The sequence below is a fragment of the Flagellimonas myxillae genome (assembly GCF_023502235.1).
In the GTDB taxonomy this organism is placed as follows: Bacteria; Bacteroidota; Bacteroidia; order Flavobacteriales; family Flavobacteriaceae; genus Flagellimonas; species Flagellimonas myxillae.
The window spans coordinates 733,636-751,767 of record NZ_JAMFLY010000001.1; the positions used below are offsets into that span (position 1 = coordinate 733,636).

At 41.6% G+C, this 18,132-nt stretch carries 20 protein-coding genes; 11 read left to right on the top strand and 9 right to left on the bottom strand.

Features of this window, described 5'->3' with window-relative positions; all coding sequences use genetic code 11:
- Window positions 1-135 precede the first annotated feature (135 nt).
- The 3 genes from M3P07_RS03350 to M3P07_RS03360 all read right to left on the bottom strand — a co-directional run bounded on the left by M3P07_RS03350 (window position 136) and on the right by M3P07_RS03360 (window position 5,410).
- Window positions 136-981: a DUF4249 domain-containing protein gene (locus M3P07_RS03350; RefSeq protein ID WP_249968481.1), complete on the bottom strand. Its 846-nt coding sequence runs from the start codon at window positions 979-981 to the stop codon at window positions 136-138.
- Between the two features lie 4 nt (window positions 982-985).
- Window positions 986-3,385, bottom strand: a complete 2,400-nt coding sequence (locus M3P07_RS03355) for a TonB-dependent receptor (RefSeq protein ID WP_249968482.1) — start codon at window positions 3,383-3,385, stop codon at window positions 986-988.
- Between the two features lie 258 nt (window positions 3,386-3,643).
- The gene (locus M3P07_RS03360; RefSeq protein WP_249968483.1) at window positions 3,644-5,410 is read right to left on the bottom strand and encodes a hypothetical protein; all 1,767 of its coding nucleotides are present in this window, start codon (window positions 5,408-5,410) and stop codon (window positions 3,644-3,646) included.
- Window positions 5,411-5,641: 231 nt separating this feature from the next.
- On the opposite strand from M3P07_RS03360, the gene M3P07_RS03365 reads away from it, so the two are divergent.
- The 9 genes from M3P07_RS03365 to M3P07_RS03405 all read left to right on the top strand — a co-directional run bounded on the left by M3P07_RS03365 (window position 5,642) and on the right by M3P07_RS03405 (window position 11,539).
- Window positions 5,642-6,751 (top strand): glycoside hydrolase family protein, encoded by a 1,110-nt coding sequence (locus M3P07_RS03365; protein ID WP_249968484.1) that lies wholly within the window; start codon window positions 5,642-5,644, stop codon window positions 6,749-6,751.
- Window positions 6,752-6,915: 164 nt separating this feature from the next.
- Complete coding sequence (locus tag M3P07_RS03370; RefSeq protein WP_249968485.1) at window positions 6,916-7,335, top strand: DUF2141 domain-containing protein; 420 nt, start codon at window positions 6,916-6,918, stop codon at window positions 7,333-7,335.
- 5 nt (window positions 7,336-7,340) lie between these two features.
- Complete coding sequence (locus M3P07_RS03375) at window positions 7,341-7,964, top strand: hypothetical protein (protein WP_249968486.1); 624 nt, start codon at window positions 7,341-7,343, stop codon at window positions 7,962-7,964.
- Window positions 7,961-9,304, top strand: coding sequence for a 2TM domain-containing protein (locus tag M3P07_RS03380; protein WP_249968487.1), 1,344 nt, complete (start codon window positions 7,961-7,963; stop codon window positions 9,302-9,304). Before M3P07_RS03375 ends, M3P07_RS03380 begins: the two co-directional genes overlap by 4 nt.
- 192 nt (window positions 9,305-9,496) lie before the next feature.
- Window positions 9,497-9,775, top strand: coding sequence for a 2TM domain-containing protein (locus M3P07_RS03385; RefSeq protein WP_249968488.1), 279 nt, complete (start codon window positions 9,497-9,499; stop codon window positions 9,773-9,775).
- Between the two features lie 41 nt (window positions 9,776-9,816).
- Window positions 9,817-10,119, top strand: a complete 303-nt coding sequence (locus M3P07_RS03390) for a 2TM domain-containing protein (protein ID WP_249968489.1) — start codon at window positions 9,817-9,819, stop codon at window positions 10,117-10,119.
- Window positions 10,116-10,427, top strand: a complete 312-nt coding sequence (locus M3P07_RS03395; protein WP_249968490.1) for a 2TM domain-containing protein — start codon at window positions 10,116-10,118, stop codon at window positions 10,425-10,427. The genes M3P07_RS03390 and M3P07_RS03395 overlap by 4 nt, the downstream gene beginning before the upstream one ends.
- Window positions 10,427-10,762: a 2TM domain-containing protein gene (locus M3P07_RS03400; protein ID WP_249968491.1), complete on the top strand. Its 336-nt coding sequence runs from the start codon at window positions 10,427-10,429 to the stop codon at window positions 10,760-10,762. Before M3P07_RS03395 ends, M3P07_RS03400 begins: the two co-directional genes overlap by 1 nt.
- A 21-nt stretch (window positions 10,763-10,783) precedes the next feature.
- Entirely contained in the window at window positions 10,784-11,539 is a 756-nt protein-coding gene (locus M3P07_RS03405; RefSeq protein ID WP_249968492.1) for a LytR/AlgR family response regulator transcription factor, read from the top strand.
- Window positions 11,540-11,630: 91 nt separating this feature from the next.
- Here the strand turns inward: M3P07_RS03405 and M3P07_RS03410 are convergent, their stop codons facing one another.
- Window positions 11,631-12,821: an LETM1-related biofilm-associated protein gene (locus M3P07_RS03410; RefSeq protein ID WP_249968493.1), complete on the bottom strand. Its 1,191-nt coding sequence runs from the start codon at window positions 12,819-12,821 to the stop codon at window positions 11,631-11,633.
- Window positions 12,822-13,026: 205 nt separating this feature from the next.
- On the opposite strand from M3P07_RS03410, the gene M3P07_RS03415 reads away from it, so the two are divergent.
- Window positions 13,027-13,677: an OmpW/AlkL family protein gene (locus tag M3P07_RS03415; protein ID WP_249968494.1), complete on the top strand. Its 651-nt coding sequence runs from the start codon at window positions 13,027-13,029 to the stop codon at window positions 13,675-13,677.
- Between the two features lie 69 nt (window positions 13,678-13,746).
- On the opposite strand, the gene M3P07_RS03420 is transcribed toward M3P07_RS03415, so the two are convergent.
- The 5 genes from M3P07_RS03420 to M3P07_RS03440 all read right to left on the bottom strand — a co-directional run bounded on the left by M3P07_RS03420 (window position 13,747) and on the right by M3P07_RS03440 (window position 17,744).
- Window positions 13,747-14,103, bottom strand: coding sequence for a YciI family protein (locus tag M3P07_RS03420; protein WP_249968495.1), 357 nt, complete (start codon window positions 14,101-14,103; stop codon window positions 13,747-13,749).
- A 44-nt stretch (window positions 14,104-14,147) separates the two neighbouring features.
- Window positions 14,148-15,410, bottom strand: a complete 1,263-nt coding sequence (locus M3P07_RS03425) for an RNA polymerase sigma factor (RefSeq protein WP_249968496.1) — start codon at window positions 15,408-15,410, stop codon at window positions 14,148-14,150.
- 31 nt (window positions 15,411-15,441) lie between these two features.
- On the bottom strand, window positions 15,442-16,446 hold the full coding sequence (locus M3P07_RS03430; RefSeq protein ID WP_249968497.1) for a bifunctional helix-turn-helix transcriptional regulator/GNAT family N-acetyltransferase: 1,005 nt from the start codon (window positions 16,444-16,446) through the stop codon (window positions 15,442-15,444).
- A gap of 134 nt (window positions 16,447-16,580) precedes the next feature.
- Window positions 16,581-17,207, bottom strand: coding sequence for a YceI family protein (locus M3P07_RS03435; protein WP_249968498.1), 627 nt, complete (start codon window positions 17,205-17,207; stop codon window positions 16,581-16,583).
- Between the two features lie 54 nt (window positions 17,208-17,261).
- The gene (locus tag M3P07_RS03440; RefSeq protein WP_249968499.1) at window positions 17,262-17,744 is read right to left on the bottom strand and encodes a YdeI/OmpD-associated family protein; all 483 of its coding nucleotides are present in this window, start codon (window positions 17,742-17,744) and stop codon (window positions 17,262-17,264) included.
- A 145-nt stretch (window positions 17,745-17,889) separates the two neighbouring features.
- Here M3P07_RS03440 and M3P07_RS03445 point away from each other — a divergent pair, with 145 nt between their 5' ends.
- Entirely contained in the window at window positions 17,890-18,126 is a 237-nt protein-coding gene (locus M3P07_RS03445) for a hypothetical protein (protein WP_249968500.1), read from the top strand.
- The last annotated feature ends 6 nt before the right edge of the window (window positions 18,127-18,132 follow it).

The following is an 18,132-nucleotide window of genomic DNA, read 5'->3' on the forward strand; positions in this document are numbered from 1 at the left end:
GCTGGAAATCTATAGTATCACAATAGGATATTTTTCCCTGTGGTAATTAATATCAATTCAATATTTAAAAAGGTTCTAACAAGTAAACCCCAAGGACAGCAAAACTGAACCTCGGGGTCTGCACCAACCAAAAAACTACTGAAATATATATGTCTCTTGCACCATTTGGGTCACCCTAAAGTAGCCATATGGGGTATTGTCCGTATTGTCCAAATTAATGCAGTTTCCTACCAAGGGCACCGGGGTAGCACTAAAAGGATCTCCTGAACTTTCAAACTGTTCTATAAGCAGTTGCATGTAGTTATAATAGTTTCTGGAGATACCAAGAAGTTTGATGTCCACCACATCTCCAGGTTGAAATTCCGAGATATTGTCCTGTTCGTCCTCAATCTTTTCGTAATAGAAGGTGGCCTCATTACCATCAATGAATTCGTCCTTGATATCGAAAAGCTCAGGGAGCAGGTCATTTTGGCTTTGGAACCGCAGGAAATAGTAATTTTCAATCCCTTCTGGATCTTCAAAAGAAACGTTTACTTCCAAGGCTTCGTCGTCCTCTCCATCCTCTGTGGATTGAGTAACTTCCGAAATGTCACTTACACTATACAAAGTTTCCGAACCTGTGTAGTGTTCTCCTTCATAATTGATATCCAAAGTGTAGGTGTCACCAATCACAGGGACAAAAGCGTCCGTGGTGTATCTGCCGTCTTGCTGATCTGTGAATGCAAACACAGCACCTGAATCCACATTTGTCACTTGAACGGTTGCTCCGTTGACGGGGTTTGGGTTTTGATTGTCAAAAAATGGCGTAGAGGTACTTAAAAGAATGGTTTGGTTGTTCCCGAGCGTTCCCTTTTCCCAATCCAAGGACGCCTCTATGGTCAATCTTATTGGACCTTCCGGAACATCTACTTCGATGACATCCGTGCATGAAGTTGAGGTCAAAACCAATGCGCCAAGTATTATTTTATATATGATTTTCATGCTGTTAGAATTTAAAGTTATAGGTAAGCGATGGCACGATACCGAAAATTGCTGTTCTGGTTGCCTCATTGGCTCCGGTTTCAAAATTCTGTCCAAAGGAGATTGAGGCGGCATTTTTCCGGTTAAAAACATTGTAAACACTCAAGACCCATTCGCCTTTCCATTTTTTATGAGGCTTTTTGTTGGGTTTGTAGGTCGCTGAAACATCCAGCCTATAGTAATTAGGCAGGCGGTCTGCATTGCGTTCGGAGAAATTGGCCACGGAAACGCCTTCGTATTGGTATTGCCCATTTGGATAGGTTACGGGTCTACCGGTTTGGTAAATGGCATTGGCCCCAAAACTCCATTTTTTGTTCAACTGATAGGCCCCAGTTACCGAAATATCGTGGGTTCTGTCGTATGGAGTACTGTACCAATTTCCGTTATTGATACCCGGGCCGCCAGCTTTGCTGTCCGTGGTTCGCTGTTCCGATTTGGATAAGGTATAGGCAATCCATCCCGTAAAATCCCCTTCGTTTTTTCGAAGTAATAACTCAAGCCCATAGGCACGGGATTCCCCATTTAGGATTTCCGTTTCAATAGTGTTGTTTCCTATAAGGTCCGAACCATCAATATAGTCGATTCGATTGTCTACAGTCTTATAATACAGCTCGGCTTCCAAGGAGTACATTTTGTCAGTGAAATTCCTGAAATAGCCGAGGGCATATTGGTCGGAGAGCTGCGGTTTGATGTATTTTCCACTTGGGGTCCATACATCCAAAGGGGTAACCGAGGAAGTGTTGGACAATAAATGAATGTACTGGGCAGCTCTGGAATACCCAGCCTTGAGGGATGAATTGTCATTTAGCTGATAGGCCAAGGACAGTCGAGGTTCAAAATTGGAAAACTTTTTAATGCTTTCACTTTTACTGAAGGTCACCTCGTCCACGGGATCTGTTCGTTCGTAAAATCGGAGCGTGGGATTGTAGACCAAGGGCTGATCGTTGGCATAAATGGACAAAGGTTGCCCACCCATTCTGTTGAAGTGACTAAAACGGATACCATACTGTGCCGTTAATCGGTCCGTTAGTTTATGCTCGGCATTGATATATGCTGCACTTTCCAAGGCCCTTTTCTGGTCCAATTGTAATTCATTGATGGCTGAGGTGGGACCAGTGGGCTTTATTTGTCCAGGATCAAACTCGTATTTTATGGTGCTCACCCCAAAATCCAATTTAAAGGCATCGCTGAAATAGTATTTAAGATCGTATTTGGCGTTGTAATTATTGATAGAGGAAATCCAGTCGAATTCAAAATCCGTTATTCCCAATTCATAATCGTACCTGCTGTAGATCAAGGAAAGGTTGGAAAACAATCTGTCATTGAAAATATGGTTCCACCTCAAGTTTCCAGAAGCATTCCCATAACTACTGCTGAACGAACCGTCAAAATCGAACACATCCCTTCCAAAATAACCGGAGAGATACAACTTGTTGTTTTTGTCGATTGTGTAGTTGGTCTTTAGGTTTAGGTCGTAAAAACTGACACTGTTCTTCTCTCCTGCAAGTTTCATTAGTAGGTGGGCATAAGAGCCTCTTCCGGCCACTAAAAAGGAACCACGATCATTAAACATGGGACCTTCGGCCGCTAATCTGCTTGATATTACACCGATTCCACCAGTCAAGGCAAAGTTTTTACTGTTGCCATCTTTTTGCCGCACATCGAGTACAGAGGACACCCTTCCCCCGAACTTTGCCGGGATTCCTCCCTTGTACAGTTTTAGGTCCTTAACGGCATCGGCGTTAAATACGGAGAAAAAACCAAGCATATGGGAGGTGTTGTAGATGATGGCTTCGTCCAACAGAACCAGATTTTGGTCCACGGCTCCCCCGCGAACATGAAACCCACTTGAACCTTCGCCATTGCTTGTTACCCCGGGGAGGACCTGAAGGGATTTTATAACATCCACCTCGCCCAAGACCACTGGCATTTGCTTTACGGTTTTGATATTGAGTTTGGACACGCTCATTTCCGGTTTTCTGAGAATCGCCCTTTCGGGTTCTTCAGCCGTGACTTCCACTTCATCGAGGAGGGTTGAAAACTCCTCAATTTCCATGTCCAGCTTTTGATTTTGTTCCAAATTAATTTCCCTGGAAACTTCTTTGTAGCCCATATAGGAGAATACAATGGTATAGGTTCCGGCTGGAGCGCTCAGGGAATAAAAGCCGTATTCGTTGGTGACTGCCCCAATGGTGGTGCCTTTGAGGAAAATGGTGGCGCCAAATAGCGTTTCTCCATTGATTTTGTCGGCAACCTTACCACTAATGGTGAAATTTTGTTGTGCTTGGAGTGCCGTTGCTCCCAATAAAAGACATAGGCCCGTCCATATCCAGGGCAGGCTTCGCCTTTTTCTTTTTTGTTTCATGTTTTTTGATTTAATGAATTAGACAAATTCCTGTTTTAGGATTTGTTTGCCTAAAGGACAGAAGCATATAGGAAAAGGTTGCATCAAAGAAATGTTAAATGTTGGAATTGGGATTCTTTATTTTTATCGCAAAACGTATTGTGTTGATTGGTAATCAATTGGGAAGAATCGCCTTGTTGAAGTTTATGACGGACACTTAAGGATGTAAACAAAAAAAGGCCCCTCGAAGGGACCTGGTGAAATTTTTGAGCCAATTGGTCATTTGCAGGTTGGTGGGAGGTAGCGTTGTGTACCGTGAATAGTTCCGTGATAAGCGCCATCTACCATTTGAAAACCTTGTTCCAATCTTGAACCATTTGGCATTAAGGAAGTAATATATCCCTGGATTATGGAATACATAAAAACGCCTGTTATCTCATGATACACATTAATTGTTTCCGTATAAACTGCGGATTGTGGTTTCTCCTTCCACCCAGATTTTGAGGCCTCTCTTTTGACCGCTGCCAACAATTGACTGGCTAAATGGTTTTTTGCTCCTTTGATTGCACCATAATTTTTTCCACCACTATTACAAAAGGGTTTCCAGCTGTCTCGAGTAATCTGGACTTTAAGCTCACCGGACGTAGCCATTAATACTTCTAAAGGAAACTTGTTTTCGCCTTCTCCCGCATTCGTATCCGCCACGTTGTAATTTACAACCCATTTTTGAATTTCTAGAGTGTGCTCTCCATAACCTGGATTTAGTGCAAAAATTCCTTCAAAACCTTCTCTATATGGATCTTGGGCATTGCCATTCGGTTTAAACATGGCCTCTCTATAATTCGTAGCTTCGTTGGTTATTTTCACATCGTCCGGTTTGGTGCATCGAAGAAAATCTTGACCTACTTCTTTCCCATCAAAAATTACCCTGGTTCTGATAGCCGCTCCTATTTTTCCGGCTGGAGGATACCCCGTTAGCTTTAGTAGCTCTATTGGGGTTCTATGGTCTTCAACAAAGGTGCGTGTCCACAAAGGATCACCTAAGGTAAATGAATCGGTTAAGGTAATATCTGTGCCACTAGAATGACCATCCCTTTTACCATTGGCATAGATTGGACCTTCTGTTGAAACCAATATTTTGCCCAAGTTGTTTTTAGTAAATGTAGATAGATTGGCTTGTTCAATGCCTTCTGAGGTTCTTTCTGCCACGACCTCTTTTAATTCTTCTTCGGACATATTATTACCTAAATACATAATGGCCAAAATTTCTTCTCCGTTGAGAAGTGCCCATTGATATATTTTTCCTGACCCGGTTTCCGTTGGAACAGGGATAATAACTCCGTTGCCAAGTCCCTTTATTTCAAAAGTGAAATATTCTGGTTTTGTTTCATTGGAGGGAAAACTCAGCTCCCCCTTAAGTGCAACATCAACTTCTTCAAGTGTAAAAGGTTGCTTGTTTTTGTCCCAGCTAAATTCAACGGCACCGTCAATTGTAAATTTTTTCCAAATACCCGTGGTCACATATGTCCCAACTTCCATGAAGGTTCCACTTCCTTTTTTCTCGTTGATGTAATTCTTGGCATCGCTGATTTCACCCTCGAGTTTCGAAGTGTCACAATTGGGATCTCTTGCTCGAATCTTCTCCAAGTAGTTGTTTACGCGCTCCAAAATTGTTTCCATATCAAAAGGTGAAGTGTCTACAAGTCCATCTTTGTCGTCTTGTATTTTCTTCAAATCTTTGCGGGCATTTTTAAAAAAATATTCGGTGCTCTTGCAATTTTCTTCACCACCTATGCCAATGGATGAGGTTGCTGTTTTTGTAGTACCCATGTTTGAATTTTTGGAAATGTTTGAAATTTTATCAGTTTTTGTTTTAGGCAGTTTTCCAGTTTTTTCTGCATTGTTTATGGTTTTTTTTATTTTTCTTTCTTCCATTTTTACCTTGTTTGACACCTTTTTTCCCAATTTTCCCAATTGGGCATGAACGTTTTGAATACTTCCCAATCCTAGAGATAGCATTAATACAATTATTGATAGTTTTTTCATTGGATGGATGATTTAGATTAAAAGGGAATATTAGAAGTAAATTTTCAAAAAAGACCCTACCATTTGACGGATGGGTATTTTGGGTTTACGAATCCTACTTTTGGCTGGACGGTTTCTTTTTTTCAATATGATTTGGTGTTCGTATCGTGAGCCATGTCGTTTAGCTAAGAATCAAACGATTACCGAAAAAGTTTGGCTAAATTCAAATCCGAAAAACACAAAAACTCAAAAATGAAGCGAATTTTCCTGATAATGCTTATGGCGATGGCCTTGGTTTCATGTACTGAAAAACATAAGATTCCGGTTTATGCTTGGACAGGTGGTCCTGGGGAAGAAACCGATGCCGAGATTTCTTCGAAATTTGAAGATTTTAAAGCCAAGGGTATAGACGGGTTGATGTACAATGGGGGACATGACCCAGCTACCTACAAACGCGTGGGGAAATTGGCAAAGCAAGCTGGATTGGAATTCCATACTTGGATTCCTACTATGGTACAGGGCAAAAATCCAAAGTTAAAAAAGGAGTGGTACGCCATTAATGGTAACGGGGAATCTGCTTTTGACAAACCGGCCTATGTTTCTCATTATACCTTTCTCTGCCCCAATAAGGATGGAGTCTACAATTTTTTGGCAGAACTCTACGGTAGCGTGGCCGAAGTAGAAGAAGTGGACGGAATTCATTTGGACTACATTCGTTTTCCAGATGTTATCTTGGCCCGAGGGCTTTGGGATAAATATGGCCTGGTCATGGATCGGGAATTTCCACAATTCGATTACTGTTATTGCGACCAATGTACTTCGGATTTCCAAAGTAAAACTGGGATAGACATCAAAGCGGCGGAAGACCCATCCCAAGTAGCTGAATGGAAGCAGTATAGATATGATTTAATCACCAGTATGGTCAACCGACTTACAGAAGTTGTCCATTCGAAGAACAAAAAAATAAATGCTGCGGTTTTCCCAGGCCCTTCCATCTCCAAAAAACTGGTTAGACAGGAATGGAACAATTGGAATCTGGATGCAGTATATCCCATGAACTACAATGATTTTTACCTAGAGGGTCCGGAATGGGTTGGCGAGATGATCACCGAGGAAGTAGCTGCTGCCAAAAACGGCGCCCCGGTTTACAGCGGGTTGTTCATTTGTCCAAACCCGGAAAAGAAGGGGAGTGAAAAAGATCCTGAAAACCACGGTCTGCTTCCGGAAGAAATAGGAACTGCCATAGCCACTTCCATGGAAAATGGCGCCACAGGGATATGTCTGTTTACCCCTGGAAGAATGACAGATGCCCATTGGGAGGCTTTTGATGAGGCCATTCACAAAGATTATAGCAAGCGTTAGTTTTTATATTTCAATTGGGATACCCGGTAGTTTTTTGGCTATCGGGTATTTTTTTGCCCAAAAGTTACAGTCCATCCCCAGATTCATACAATTGAGTCATTGTTTTTACACTTCAACCGGACTTAGGCCCAAATTTGGGCTGAGAATCATTAAAACGAAAAGTGATGAAAGCAATAATCTTGAGTCTGGGGTTTGTCCTCTGTACATCCGTATTCGCCACAGCGCAATCAAAGGCAACGCTAAGGGTGCAAATCCAAGACATCGCAAGTGATGAGGGAACCTTAAAGGTTGGCCTCTACAATTCCGCCGAGAAATGGTTGGAAGAGGTCTATATGGGCGAAAGCTCCGACATCAAAGATGGCCAATGTGAGGTTGTGTTTGAAAACCTGCCCTTTGGGACCTATGGCATCTCCGTGTATCACGACGAAAACAACAATGGAAAAATGGACAAATACTTGGGCTTTTTTCCGAAGGAAGACTACGCTTGTAGCAATCAGGCGCCTGCAAAATATGGCCCTCCGGAATGGAAGGATGCCAAATTTATCATCAATCAAAAAACGAATCAGCAACTCATAAAACTCTAATCATCATGAAAAAAATTATCGTACTTGTTATTTTTTGTATTTCCGGTTTAACCCATGCCCAGGACAAATATTCCAAAGGGATGGAGAAAGCATTTCAACTGTGGGGTGAACAAAAGCCTACAGAGGCCTCCAATCTATTTGAACGAATCGCCATGGCAGAACAGGACAACTGGATTCCCCATTACTACGTGGCACATGTGAATGCCATTTCTTCCTTTGGCGAAAAGGATTTTGAAAAGCTGTCCAAACAATTGGAAAAGGCGAAGGAGTTTTTGGATTTGGCCAAGGCAATTTCAGAAAACAATCCAGAGTTAATGGTGCTCGAAGCTTTGATAAACACAGCATGGATTGCCTATGACGGTGCCACCTATGGAATGACACTTTCAGGAAAGAATTTTCAGTTGTATGAACAAGCGATGGCCATGTCACCCGAAAATCCAAGGGTAGTGTTGGCCAAGGCGGAATGGGAAATGGGAAGTGCCAGGTATTTTGGTAAGGACGTTTCTCCCTACTATAAAGATATTGAACGCTCCTTGGAACTTTTTGCTAATTTTAGCAACGACACCCCTTTTCACCCATCTTGGGGAAAGGATAGGGCAGAAGCATTATTAAAGCAACGCAGTGAATGAAATTTACCTCAAAATATATCGGCAGATTATTGGCTGTATCGATTTTGATCGGAATCCTGATCGCAGGTATATTTATTGGACTTAGAGCACTTTCTGGAAGATCGGTATCTTTTGATATTGACCTTCTACGAGAAATAGGATATAATGTTTTCTATTCTATCGTCTTAGGGCTGATCAATGGGATTTTTTACGATTATTTAAATCACAAAGTGGTTTGGAAACGATACGGAAAGTATCGTCTGCTAATAGGCGGTCTTGGGAGTGTGGCGCTTACCATGTTGGGGATTTTTTGGATACGGATCGTAATCAATCTGGGTTTTGAAGGAGAGTCTTGGGAGGAATTCATAGCAGGGGAAAGGGCGATTTACTATGCGGTTGCTCTGCTTATTACCTTGGTTATTTCCGTGTTTTTCCATGCATTTTACTTTTATAGGAGTTGGCAGGAAAAAAAGGTCAAGGAACAGAAGATCATTGCAGGAACGGCATCCGCGCGTTTTGACGCCCTGAAGAATCAACTTGATCCCCATTTCTTGTTCAACAGTCTAAATGTTTTGACGAGTTTGATCGAGGAAGACCCCGACCAGGCGCAACGGTTTACGACCTCACTTTCAAAAGTCTATCGCTATGTGCTGGAACAGAAGAACAAGGATTTGGTTACTGTGGATGAGGAGCTCAACTTCGCCCGGACCTATGTACGTTTGTTGAAAATGCGGTTTGAGGATAGCATTGTCTTTGAGATTCCTGAAAAAAGCAGTGTTCCTGACGCCAAAATTGTTCCGCTGTCCCTTCAATTGTTATTGGAAAATGCAGTGAAGCACAACGTGGTCACCGCTGCCAAACCCCTACATATACATGTGGAAGAAAAGAACGGAATGCTTGTGGTCCGCAATAACCTTCAGGAGAAGCAAGTGGTCAAAAAAAGTAGTGGGGTCGGTCTACAGAACATTAAACAACGCTATGGGATTTTGACGGATAGAGCTGTGGAAATTGAAAAAAACCATTCCCAATTTAGCGTGACATTGCCCATTTTGACCCAACAAGTGAGCGTGGTAGAAACGCAGCAAAGTTATATTGCCGAGAAACGATATCTAAAGGCCAAAGAGCGCGTAAAGGCGATTAAAGACTTTTATTCCAACCTTACAGCCTATTGTATTGTTATTCCTTTTCTATGGTGGCTCAATTTTAGGACCACGGATTTCCTATGGGCCTTCTTTCCCACCTTCGGTTGGGGGATTGGGGTATTGGTCCATGGTATGGAAGCCCACGGATACAACCCACTTTGGGGCAAACGATGGGAGGAGCGAAAAATCCAGGAACTTATGGACAAGGAAGATTTTTAGGTTTTGTGGAGCACAGTTCACGGCGTACCACGCAGTTATCAGTCTTGGGTCTAATGTCTTAAGTCTAACATCTATCGCCCAACAACTCATCCCATAAAAACTACAATTGGATCCACCTCTTTTTTATTACCCCCGTTTGATACCGAAATTTGAATTGTAATTAGAAACAAGTCAAACTAAAAAATAAAGAAAATGGAAATCACCAACGATATCAAATACCAAAGGGCAAAGGAAAAGGTGGAATGCCTTAAGAGCTTTTATTCCAATTTATTGGCCTATTGTTTGGTCATTCCCTTTCTGGCCTATATCAATTATATGACCACCAGTTTTCTGTGGGTCGTTTTTCCTGCCATAGGCTGGGGGATAGGGCTAACATTGCACTGGATCAATGCAACCGGCAACCATCCTTTTTTGGGAAAGGACTGGGAAGAACGTAAAATCCGGGAGTATATGAACAAGAACGAATACTAACGAATCCGTATCTTTAAATACCTGTCTTAACACCAACTAAAATGGAAAATCCAACTAAGGAAAGTAAGTATATAAGAGCCAAGGAGCGTGTAGAGGAGCTTAAAAAATTCTACGGGAATCTTTGGTCATATATAGTCGTTATCTCGGCGCTGGCAGTAATCAATTATTTAACCAATGAATTTAGGTATATGTGGTTTTTATGGGCCGCATTTGGGTGGGGGATTGGACTTTTCTTCCACGCTTTGAGGACATTTAACTTGAATCCTTTCTTTGGAAAAAGCTGGGAGGAACGCAAAATAAAGGAGATAATGGAAGAGGATGAGAACACTAATAAATGGACATGATCATGGAACACTTGGATCAAGAAAAATACAATAGGGCCAAAAAGAAAATCGAGGAAATCAAGGGCTTTTACATTCACCTTTTGATTTTTGTGGTCATCAACACCTTCATTTTGGTAAACATCTACCTGAATTCGGATAACTTTTGGCAATGGCCACACTTTGTCGCCTTTTTCGGCTGGGGTGTAGGGCTGTTGATCCATGCGGGTAAAACTTTCGGGTTTATTCTATTTTTTGGCAAGGACTGGGAAGAACGACAGATTCAGAAGTACATTGAGAAGGATAAAAAGGAAATGGATAAATACCGATAATGGAACCAACCCAAGTTCGACTGGAAAAAGCGCAGCAAAGGATACGGAAAATCCGAAGGTTTTATACCCATCTTGCAATATTTCTCGTGGTCAACATCATTTTGTATCTAGTAAAGGCAGATACAATGGCGCTGATCATCGAGGAAACCGGCATACACGAAATAGGCTTTGTCAACTATTTGCACTGGCAATTTTGGACCATAACACTTAGTTGGGTCATTATTTTGCTGGTTCAAGGATTGCAACTATTTGGTCGGCCCCTTATTGCCAAATGGGAACAACGAAAAATTAAAGAACTCATGGATAAGGAGGATCAAGACTTTCAATCCAATTAACCGCACAAGATTTAACATCACATGAACGTAATCATAATTGAAGATGAAAAACCGGCAGCACGAAGACTGAGCAGATTGCTATCCAACCTAAATGTTAGCGTTTCTACCATGTTGCATTCCGTTGAGGAGTCCATCGAATGGTTTCGGAACAATCCACACCCCGATTTAATATTTCTGGACATCCAATTGTCGGATGGTCTGTCCTTTGAAATTTTCGACGACATCGAGGTAAAAAGTGCCATCATTTTTACCACCGCTTACGATGAATATGTCCTTCAAGCTTTTAAGCTAAATAGCATTGATTATTTGTTAAAACCAATAGACGAAGAAGAGCTGGAAAGTGCGGTGAAAAAGTACCGGAATTTTATGCCCAGTGAACAAAAAATTTCGATGGATTTTGACGACATAAAAAAGCTGTTGGGAAATCCCTTGGAACGGGAATACAAAAAAAGGTTCACGGTGAAAGTGGGGCAACATCTTAAAATAATAAATGCGGATGAGGTCGAATGTTTTTATAGTGAGAACAAGGGAACTTATGCCGCTACCACCGAAGGTCGAAATTATTTGTTGGACACCACATTGGAACATTTGGAAGATGAGCTTTCTCCCAAGTTATTTTTTAGGGTCAGCCGAAAGTTTTACGTGAACGTAAACCACATCAAAGATATCATTTCCTATACCAATTCTAGGCTTCAGATCAAACTAAATCGCTATAATGAGCAAGAAATCATTGTAAGTAGGGAACGTGTGAAGGACTTTAAGTTATGGTTGGAATAGTTGACCGTAAAATTCTGGAATACAAAATTATATACTACGTATAAAACTACTATAAGTTTTCTTTATAGTGCTTTTTTTAGTCCTTTTTCCACTAATTTTCTTCAATACGGTTGTCATCAAAAGCAGAAGGAAGAAGTTTTGGTATCAGCTTGATGAAAATGGGTAAAAGTACTGCTCCCCCAGGCAGCATAAATATCGCCAACGAAGGTACGCTTTTGAAAATATCCAAGAGCTGGTTTTGTACTTTTTTCTTTTCCTCGGCACTTAATTCCTTGACGGTTGATTTGGATAAAAGGGTTACCAATTCTTTACTTTCAGTCAGCTCTTTTTTGAGCCGCTTGCTATTTCGCAAAATTAATTTACTCACATTTTTGGACATCCCATCATAGAATTGTGAGGCCAGATTTTTGTCATTCAAATAAGAAACTTTATCCCTGTTTTTATCAAAAAAAATCACCACACTATCCAAGGCCGATTTTACGTCGTTTTTGACCTTTCCTAGATGAGATGCCAAGCTAAAAATATAATCGTATTCTGAACGGTTCAAAGCTTGGTCTTCCCAAATGGTCAAACATGCCATATCCAGAAAATAATTCTTTTCTTCCTCGGTAAAATTATCGTCCAAAAGTTCCTGTTGCCCATCCCTAAAATTGGCTTGGTCAAAATCCACATAAGTAAGGGAAGAAGCCAAAAGTTGCACCAATTTGTCCTCCTTTTTGTCCGCTCCCTTCGAATTCAAGGTTTGTAAAGCGATGTTCATGGTGGCATATTCCAATTTTTGGGCATGTTCCATAATAGATGGATATCCTTTTAAGTATACTTTGAAGATCAGGACATCAACATACAGCAGGGAGTTGGTGATGCTATTTCCTAATGCCCTGTTAAACGCATTTCCACCTAAATAAATTCTGGAATCCAATAGCTTCTCCAGTTGGTTCTCGGTCCGGTTTCCGATTAGAATCTTGTTCAGAAAGGTGATTTTGCCCACATCCAAGGACTGATAGTAGTTGAAGACAGTGCTTACAAATTCCTCAAAGTCCGTCTCCCCTTTTTCAAACCTGAACGTAAAGTATAGGGCGGTAAGTAGGTTTATTTTGGCTATTTCATCTTCCGTAAGTTCATGCTGCACAGGGATGAAGTTGGAAATCCCTAAATGGATGCCATAAATAAACCCGTTTTTTTTGAGTTCCTCGTATAGGCTCTCAAAGTCGGGAAAGTGGGGCAGCTCACTTTTGACTAGATGTCCAAACTTATTGATCCATCCGGAAGCAGAAGGGTTCATCAGGCTAAGATTTTCGTACCAAAATAAAGCAAATTATGATACTTAAAACCCCATCGATTTATGTTTACCAACAATTTTTGGTAGTGTGAAAAATACTTTTCCTACCTAAGCCTTGGTTTTATTGGGAGTTTCATGTTCAATGATAAAGGTCATATTCCTAGAAGTATTCCCAAGGTAGTTTTGGTGAAATTTTAAACACAACAACATGGGAAAAAGAGTATTTTTTGTTTTGGTTATGTTACTAGCAATGGTAAATGGTGTTTTGGCCCAAGATTCAGCCAGTAACGATGATACAGGCAAGTGGCAGTTTCGGTTAAGGGGAATTGTGGTTACCCCCGATGAAAGTGCGGAAATAGAAACAATTGGAGGGGACGCGTCCATATCAACAGCAGTGGTTCCTGAGTTCGACATCACTTATTTTTTTGATGAAAACTGGTCCATGGAACTTATACTGGCCACTACCAAACACGATGTGGAGGCTGTAGGTACGGCCGCAGGGGATTTGGACCTGGGACACGTATGGTTACTTCCACCAACCTTGACCGGGCAATATCACTTTACCGGAGGGGATTTTGTTCCTTACGTGGGAGCAGGACTGAACCTGACGCTATTTTACGGTGTTGACGAAGGACCGGTAGCGGATAATGTGGATTATGATACCGCCGTGGGATATGCACTACAAGGAGGTTTTGATGTAATGATCAGTGATAACTGGTTTTTGAACCTGGATGTAAAAAAACTCTTTTTAAGTACGGATGCAACCGTAAATGCAACCACCGCTCTGGGTGCCACCGTAGGCGCCGATGTGGATATCAACCCCTGGATAATTGGCTTTGGAGTAGGGGTGAAGTTATAAGAACCAGTATTGGTTTTTAGGTTTATTTTGATGGTGAGAGCGGCTTGTGTTAGCAAGCCGCTCTCTTTTTTAATTGATTCCTTCCACCTGTTTAATGGGCCTGACTTCCACGCGCCAGATGCCTTCCTCAAATCGAGGGTCTTCCTTGGCAATGGCAATGGCTTCATCCAAATTTTCCGCTAATAGGTGATAGTATCCTGAAATGATTTCCTTGGTCTCATTGTATGGCCCGTCAATAATTTGACCGTTTTTGTACGACAATATGGTTCCTTCCATCTCCAAGGGTTGGGCCGACTTCATTCTACCTTCTTCTGTTAGTCGTTTTAGATAACCACCTACTTTTTCAATGTGTTGCTGTAATTGTTCAGGGGACAAATCCGCCTTCGGCGCTTCTTCACTCCTGATCAACAATAGAAATTCTCTCATAATCTTTTTGTTTTGGATTTATTTTGACCCTAAGACAATCGGGATTACAAATCAGGGACAAGAAAATCCAGTTTTTTTTGCAGTAGTTCTTTGTCCCTTGGATTATTGGCCAATTGCAATGCCTTATGATAGGCTTCCTGTGCCCGTCCCAGTTGACGGTTCTTTTTGTAAAGCTCGGCCAAGGTAAAATAATAAAGGAAATAGTTGTTGATGTCTGTTGACTCCCCTAATTGCTGAAGGCTTTCCAGCGCAGATTGATATCCTTCCACTTCGGCAAGTGCAACGGCTCGATTCAGATGGATGATCGGGGAAGCTTCCAATTTCAACAATTGATCATACAGGGTTAGAATTTGAATCCAATTGGTGGTTTGGTAAGAAGTGGAAACACAATGATTAGCGGAGATGGTCGCCATAATAATATATTTTGAAACCACTGCACTTTCCGTTGCCAACTGCAGGTATTGGGAGCCCGTTTGAATGGATTCCATGTCCCATAAAGTGCGATCTTGTTCTTTTAGGTCAATGATTTCGCCCTTCTCTGAAACTCTGGATTGAAATCGGGACACGTTAAAATACATAAGGGACAGAAGCGCGTAAACTTCTGTTTTTTGTGAAATGATGTCACTATGTTCAAGGAGCTGGGCCAATCGGATAGCCTCTAGGCACAGGTCGAAGCGAATCACTTGGTTTTTACTGGATGGGAGATATCCCTCGTTGAACAATAGATAGATGATTTTTAATACGGCGTCCAATCGTTGGTTTAGAACAGCTTTATCGTGAATCTCCAGATTTAATTGCCTAAGCTGCTTTCTGCCGCGAACCAAACGTTTGTTAATAGTCTCCCTGTTGGAAAAGAAGGCATCGGCAATCTCACCAATGCTAAAGCCCGATAAAATTTTCAGGACCAAGGCAATCTGGGAGTTCTCTGGAATGGATTCATGGCAACAAGCGAACATCATTTTTAGTTGACTGTCCGCAATCAGCTCTTCAGAAAAAGGAATTACCTGCTCACTTAGCTGTTTGTCAGGCATGCTGGATGCATAGTCCCGTTGGTACTTTTGACGCTTCAGGATATTAAGGGATAGGTTCTTTGCTGTGGTATATAACCAGGCCTTTGGATTTTCTGGAACTCCCTTGATTTCCCAATGTTCAGTAGCTTTCAGAAGCGTTTCTTGTACAATGTCTTCCGCCGTTTGCACATTGTTGTTTCCTAGATACCGTGTGATGACCGCGACCAATTTTCCGTATTCACTTCTAAAAAAGTGGGAGGTAAGTTCTTTACTCGAGTGTTCTGGGAAATGACTCATGGAGAGGCAAAACTTTGGTTTGAACCCCAAGTTACTCCAGTTTTAACTGAAATCCATAGACCTTGAGGCCATTTAATTCAAAATCCAATTTGGGATATCGACGAAAACCCAACTTTTTGTACATCTTTTGGGCAGGTGCCATAAATTCGGTGGAGTGGATCAGGATTTGAGAATGTCCGTGTTCCCTTGCTTTGGCTATGCACGCAACGCTCAGTGCTTTTCCAATGCCGAGGCCTCGAGTCGATGGGTCAACCGCCAATAAACGGAATCCAGAAGCGTTTTTTTGTTCCGTGATAACACCTCCCGAGCCGTAATGCTTCAAATCCCTGAAGTAAAGGACTCCGCCCAATATTTTTCCATTGGGTGTAACTGCAGCCAACAATTCCGTTCCCTTGTTTTTGGTGAAATCCCCAATGTTTGCCAAAGATTGATAATATTCCGGTTGTTCGTCGGCTTTAGGGAATCCCTGCAATCCGGAATACACCAAAACCATCAGCTGACCGATCTCTTTAAACTCGGATGGGTCTGCATTGCGAATAGTAAATGGTTGGTTTTCTTGGTCGCTAGCGAACTTGGATTGGTAACGTTCGTGAAAGCTCTTTTTATGCAGCTTGTCCTCCAGGTCATTCAATTTGCCTAGAAAATCATCGTCCACAAACTCTTGCAGTACTTCCTTGATGCGATACCATTCCTTTTCGTACCTAGGAAGGGCTTCTTTTCCATCGGCCGAGAGCTGGATCAGGGTTTTGCGACCATCCAAAGGATGTTTTACCATATCCAAATAACCTCTATCCTGCATTTTTCGGGTAATCTTGATCATCGCAGGGTGGGAGAAACCCAGTATTTGGGCTATTTCGGTTACGGTAAGCGATTCCTTCTCTTTCAACAACAAAAAGATAACATGCCAATTTGGTTCTATGTTCATGCTGATGTTGGCATAGTGGGATAGGGTACTGGAAACGATACTTTCGTTTAAGCGCTTGATTCGAGCCGTAAATCCCAAGTGCCCCAAGGTCTGAAGAAAATCTTGCCCCATATTTATGTAACTGGTTACGTAAATATAGTTAATATTTGTAACAACCCCAGTTCCTAGAGTGCAATAAGTAAAGTTTCCTACCCGTTGATGTGGTAAGGTCTAATGGAGAATGCTAAAATCCGGATAGTGGATGTTTAGTCGCTACTTTTTTCCAGAAGAATGGAGGCTTTTACGGCCACATCCTCCCAAGTCTTGCTAACCCCATCTGGGCCTGTGTGTAATTGTTCACACGCTTTGTTAAGCGATGCCAAGGCGTCTAGGGCGTTCCACTTTTTTAGGTCCATTGTACCGGAAAAATTAAAATGGGTGTCCCCAACCACTTCATATTCCAAGGGAAGTTCGACAGGCACACCATTCATACTAAGTGTTGCCGTACAATTTTTGTCTGCATCAAAGGCAAGGGAACCTTTGAGGAATTCTGTTTGGTCCATTACGCCAAAAAAGAAATGTAAAATCTTGGGATCTCTTGTATTTGTAGTATCGTTTGTGAAAAGACTGCTCACAGGAATGGAAAAATTAAGTCCATTCAATGTTTCCAATGGAGTATCAGAAGAAGTGTAGGAATAATTCACTTTGGTGAAAGTGCCCCCAACTGGTTTTTTTTCAGTTGTTTTATAAGCAGTGAAACGAATATTTGTTGAATCTTCTACTATGCTATAAGCTTGAACAGCTTCTTTTTCAGTTGCTTCCTTCTTGGCCTGTTTACAGCTGAAAGCCACAAGCACAAGAAGTCCTATAGTCACTAGTTGTATTTTTTTCATCGTAAGGGTTTTTAGGTTTGGCCTAAGTTACAGATTATTTTATTCTGATTTGATTTAAAATTGTTTCAGAAGCTCCTTGGTATCCCGGATTCCCCTTTTCAAATTCTCACAAATTATTAGCGATTTGTCTATTCGGGTCTGGGAGGTTTTATAACGGGATATGGCATAGATGATTCCTCTCTTTTTTCCATCCGTTAGCGCTTCAAAGATTTGCTGGGCTTCCCCGTCACTGGTAAGCACCGCATTGAATTCTTCCGGCATTTCAACGCCGTATTTGGAATTGTCCTCAAAGAGCTGTACTTGAAAGTAATCATTGGGGAAAATCCCAAGGGCTTGTTGATTTTTCTTGTTCAGCATGATAAAGCGCTGGTCCTGTCTTTTTTGAAGGGCGGCATTATACGCAACGGACCGGTCCTCAAAAACAATCCGTACCCGGACCCTTTTATGACCTTTTTTCTCGAAGGGAGCGCAAATCTCTTCAGGAACGGAAAAACTGTGCATTCCGTGTAGGGTAGCCTCAAAAATGGGACTCTTCATGATTATTTAGTACTAATGAGCATATAAAATACATCAATCCGGTCAAGATTTGGTCATGTGATTGAAATATAAATTTGGGCTAGGTCCACCATCAAAGTAATGATCTTTTGTTTAAGACGTTATTTATATAGGACCCAACCCCCCGATGGGCGTCATAAAAATTGAAGTTATGTTGGTGCAACAACCATCACATTATATCGATTTTCTGATGTACTGCAAAAAGAGGCGATCTTTTTGTAAGGGATATCATCGTCTCAAAAAGCTCCTGTATAAAGGTGATATTGGGTATGCTGATTATGTAAGATCCCTAAGAAAGTTACACCGGGAGGCCATTGAGCTGGAGTTGGATTATTTTGATATCCTACACATGCGCCGCTACTAGGACAAG

Coding starts and splice junctions, on each gene's coding strand:
- M3P07_RS03350 (WP_249968481.1), bottom strand. CDS start 981: ATGAAAATCATATATAAAATAATACTTGGCGCATTGGTTTTGACCTCA.
- M3P07_RS03355 (WP_249968482.1), bottom strand. CDS start 3,385: ATGAAACAAAAAAGAAAAAGGCGAAGCCTGCCCTGGATATGGACGGGC.
- M3P07_RS03360 (WP_249968483.1), bottom strand. CDS start 5,410: ATGAAAAAACTATCAATAATTGTATTAATGCTATCTCTAGGATTGGGA.
- M3P07_RS03365 (WP_249968484.1), top strand. CDS start 5,642: ATGAAGCGAATTTTCCTGATAATGCTTATGGCGATGGCCTTGGTTTCA.
- M3P07_RS03370 (WP_249968485.1), top strand. CDS start 6,916: ATGAAAGCAATAATCTTGAGTCTGGGGTTTGTCCTCTGTACATCCGTA.
- M3P07_RS03375 (WP_249968486.1), top strand. CDS start 7,341: ATGAAAAAAATTATCGTACTTGTTATTTTTTGTATTTCCGGTTTAACC.
- M3P07_RS03380 (WP_249968487.1), top strand. CDS start 7,961: ATGAAATTTACCTCAAAATATATCGGCAGATTATTGGCTGTATCGATT.
- M3P07_RS03385 (WP_249968488.1), top strand. CDS start 9,497: ATGGAAATCACCAACGATATCAAATACCAAAGGGCAAAGGAAAAGGTG.
- M3P07_RS03390 (WP_249968489.1), top strand. CDS start 9,817: ATGGAAAATCCAACTAAGGAAAGTAAGTATATAAGAGCCAAGGAGCGT.
- M3P07_RS03395 (WP_249968490.1), top strand. CDS start 10,116: ATGATCATGGAACACTTGGATCAAGAAAAATACAATAGGGCCAAAAAG.
- M3P07_RS03400 (WP_249968491.1), top strand. CDS start 10,427: ATGGAACCAACCCAAGTTCGACTGGAAAAAGCGCAGCAAAGGATACGG.
- M3P07_RS03405 (WP_249968492.1), top strand. CDS start 10,784: ATGAACGTAATCATAATTGAAGATGAAAAACCGGCAGCACGAAGACTG.
- M3P07_RS03410 (WP_249968493.1), bottom strand. CDS start 12,821: ATGAACCCTTCTGCTTCCGGATGGATCAATAAGTTTGGACATCTAGTC.
- M3P07_RS03415 (WP_249968494.1), top strand. CDS start 13,027: ATGGGAAAAAGAGTATTTTTTGTTTTGGTTATGTTACTAGCAATGGTA.
- M3P07_RS03420 (WP_249968495.1), bottom strand. CDS start 14,103: ATGAGAGAATTTCTATTGTTGATCAGGAGTGAAGAAGCGCCGAAGGCG.
- M3P07_RS03425 (WP_249968496.1), bottom strand. CDS start 15,410: ATGAGTCATTTCCCAGAACACTCGAGTAAAGAACTTACCTCCCACTTT.
- M3P07_RS03430 (WP_249968497.1), bottom strand. CDS start 16,446: ATGGGGCAAGATTTTCTTCAGACCTTGGGGCACTTGGGATTTACGGCT.
- M3P07_RS03435 (WP_249968498.1), bottom strand. CDS start 17,207: ATGAAAAAAATACAACTAGTGACTATAGGACTTCTTGTGCTTGTGGCT.
- M3P07_RS03440 (WP_249968499.1), bottom strand. CDS start 17,744: ATGAAGAGTCCCATTTTTGAGGCTACCCTACACGGAATGCACAGTTTT.
- M3P07_RS03445 (WP_249968500.1), top strand. CDS start 17,890: ATGGGCGTCATAAAAATTGAAGTTATGTTGGTGCAACAACCATCACAT.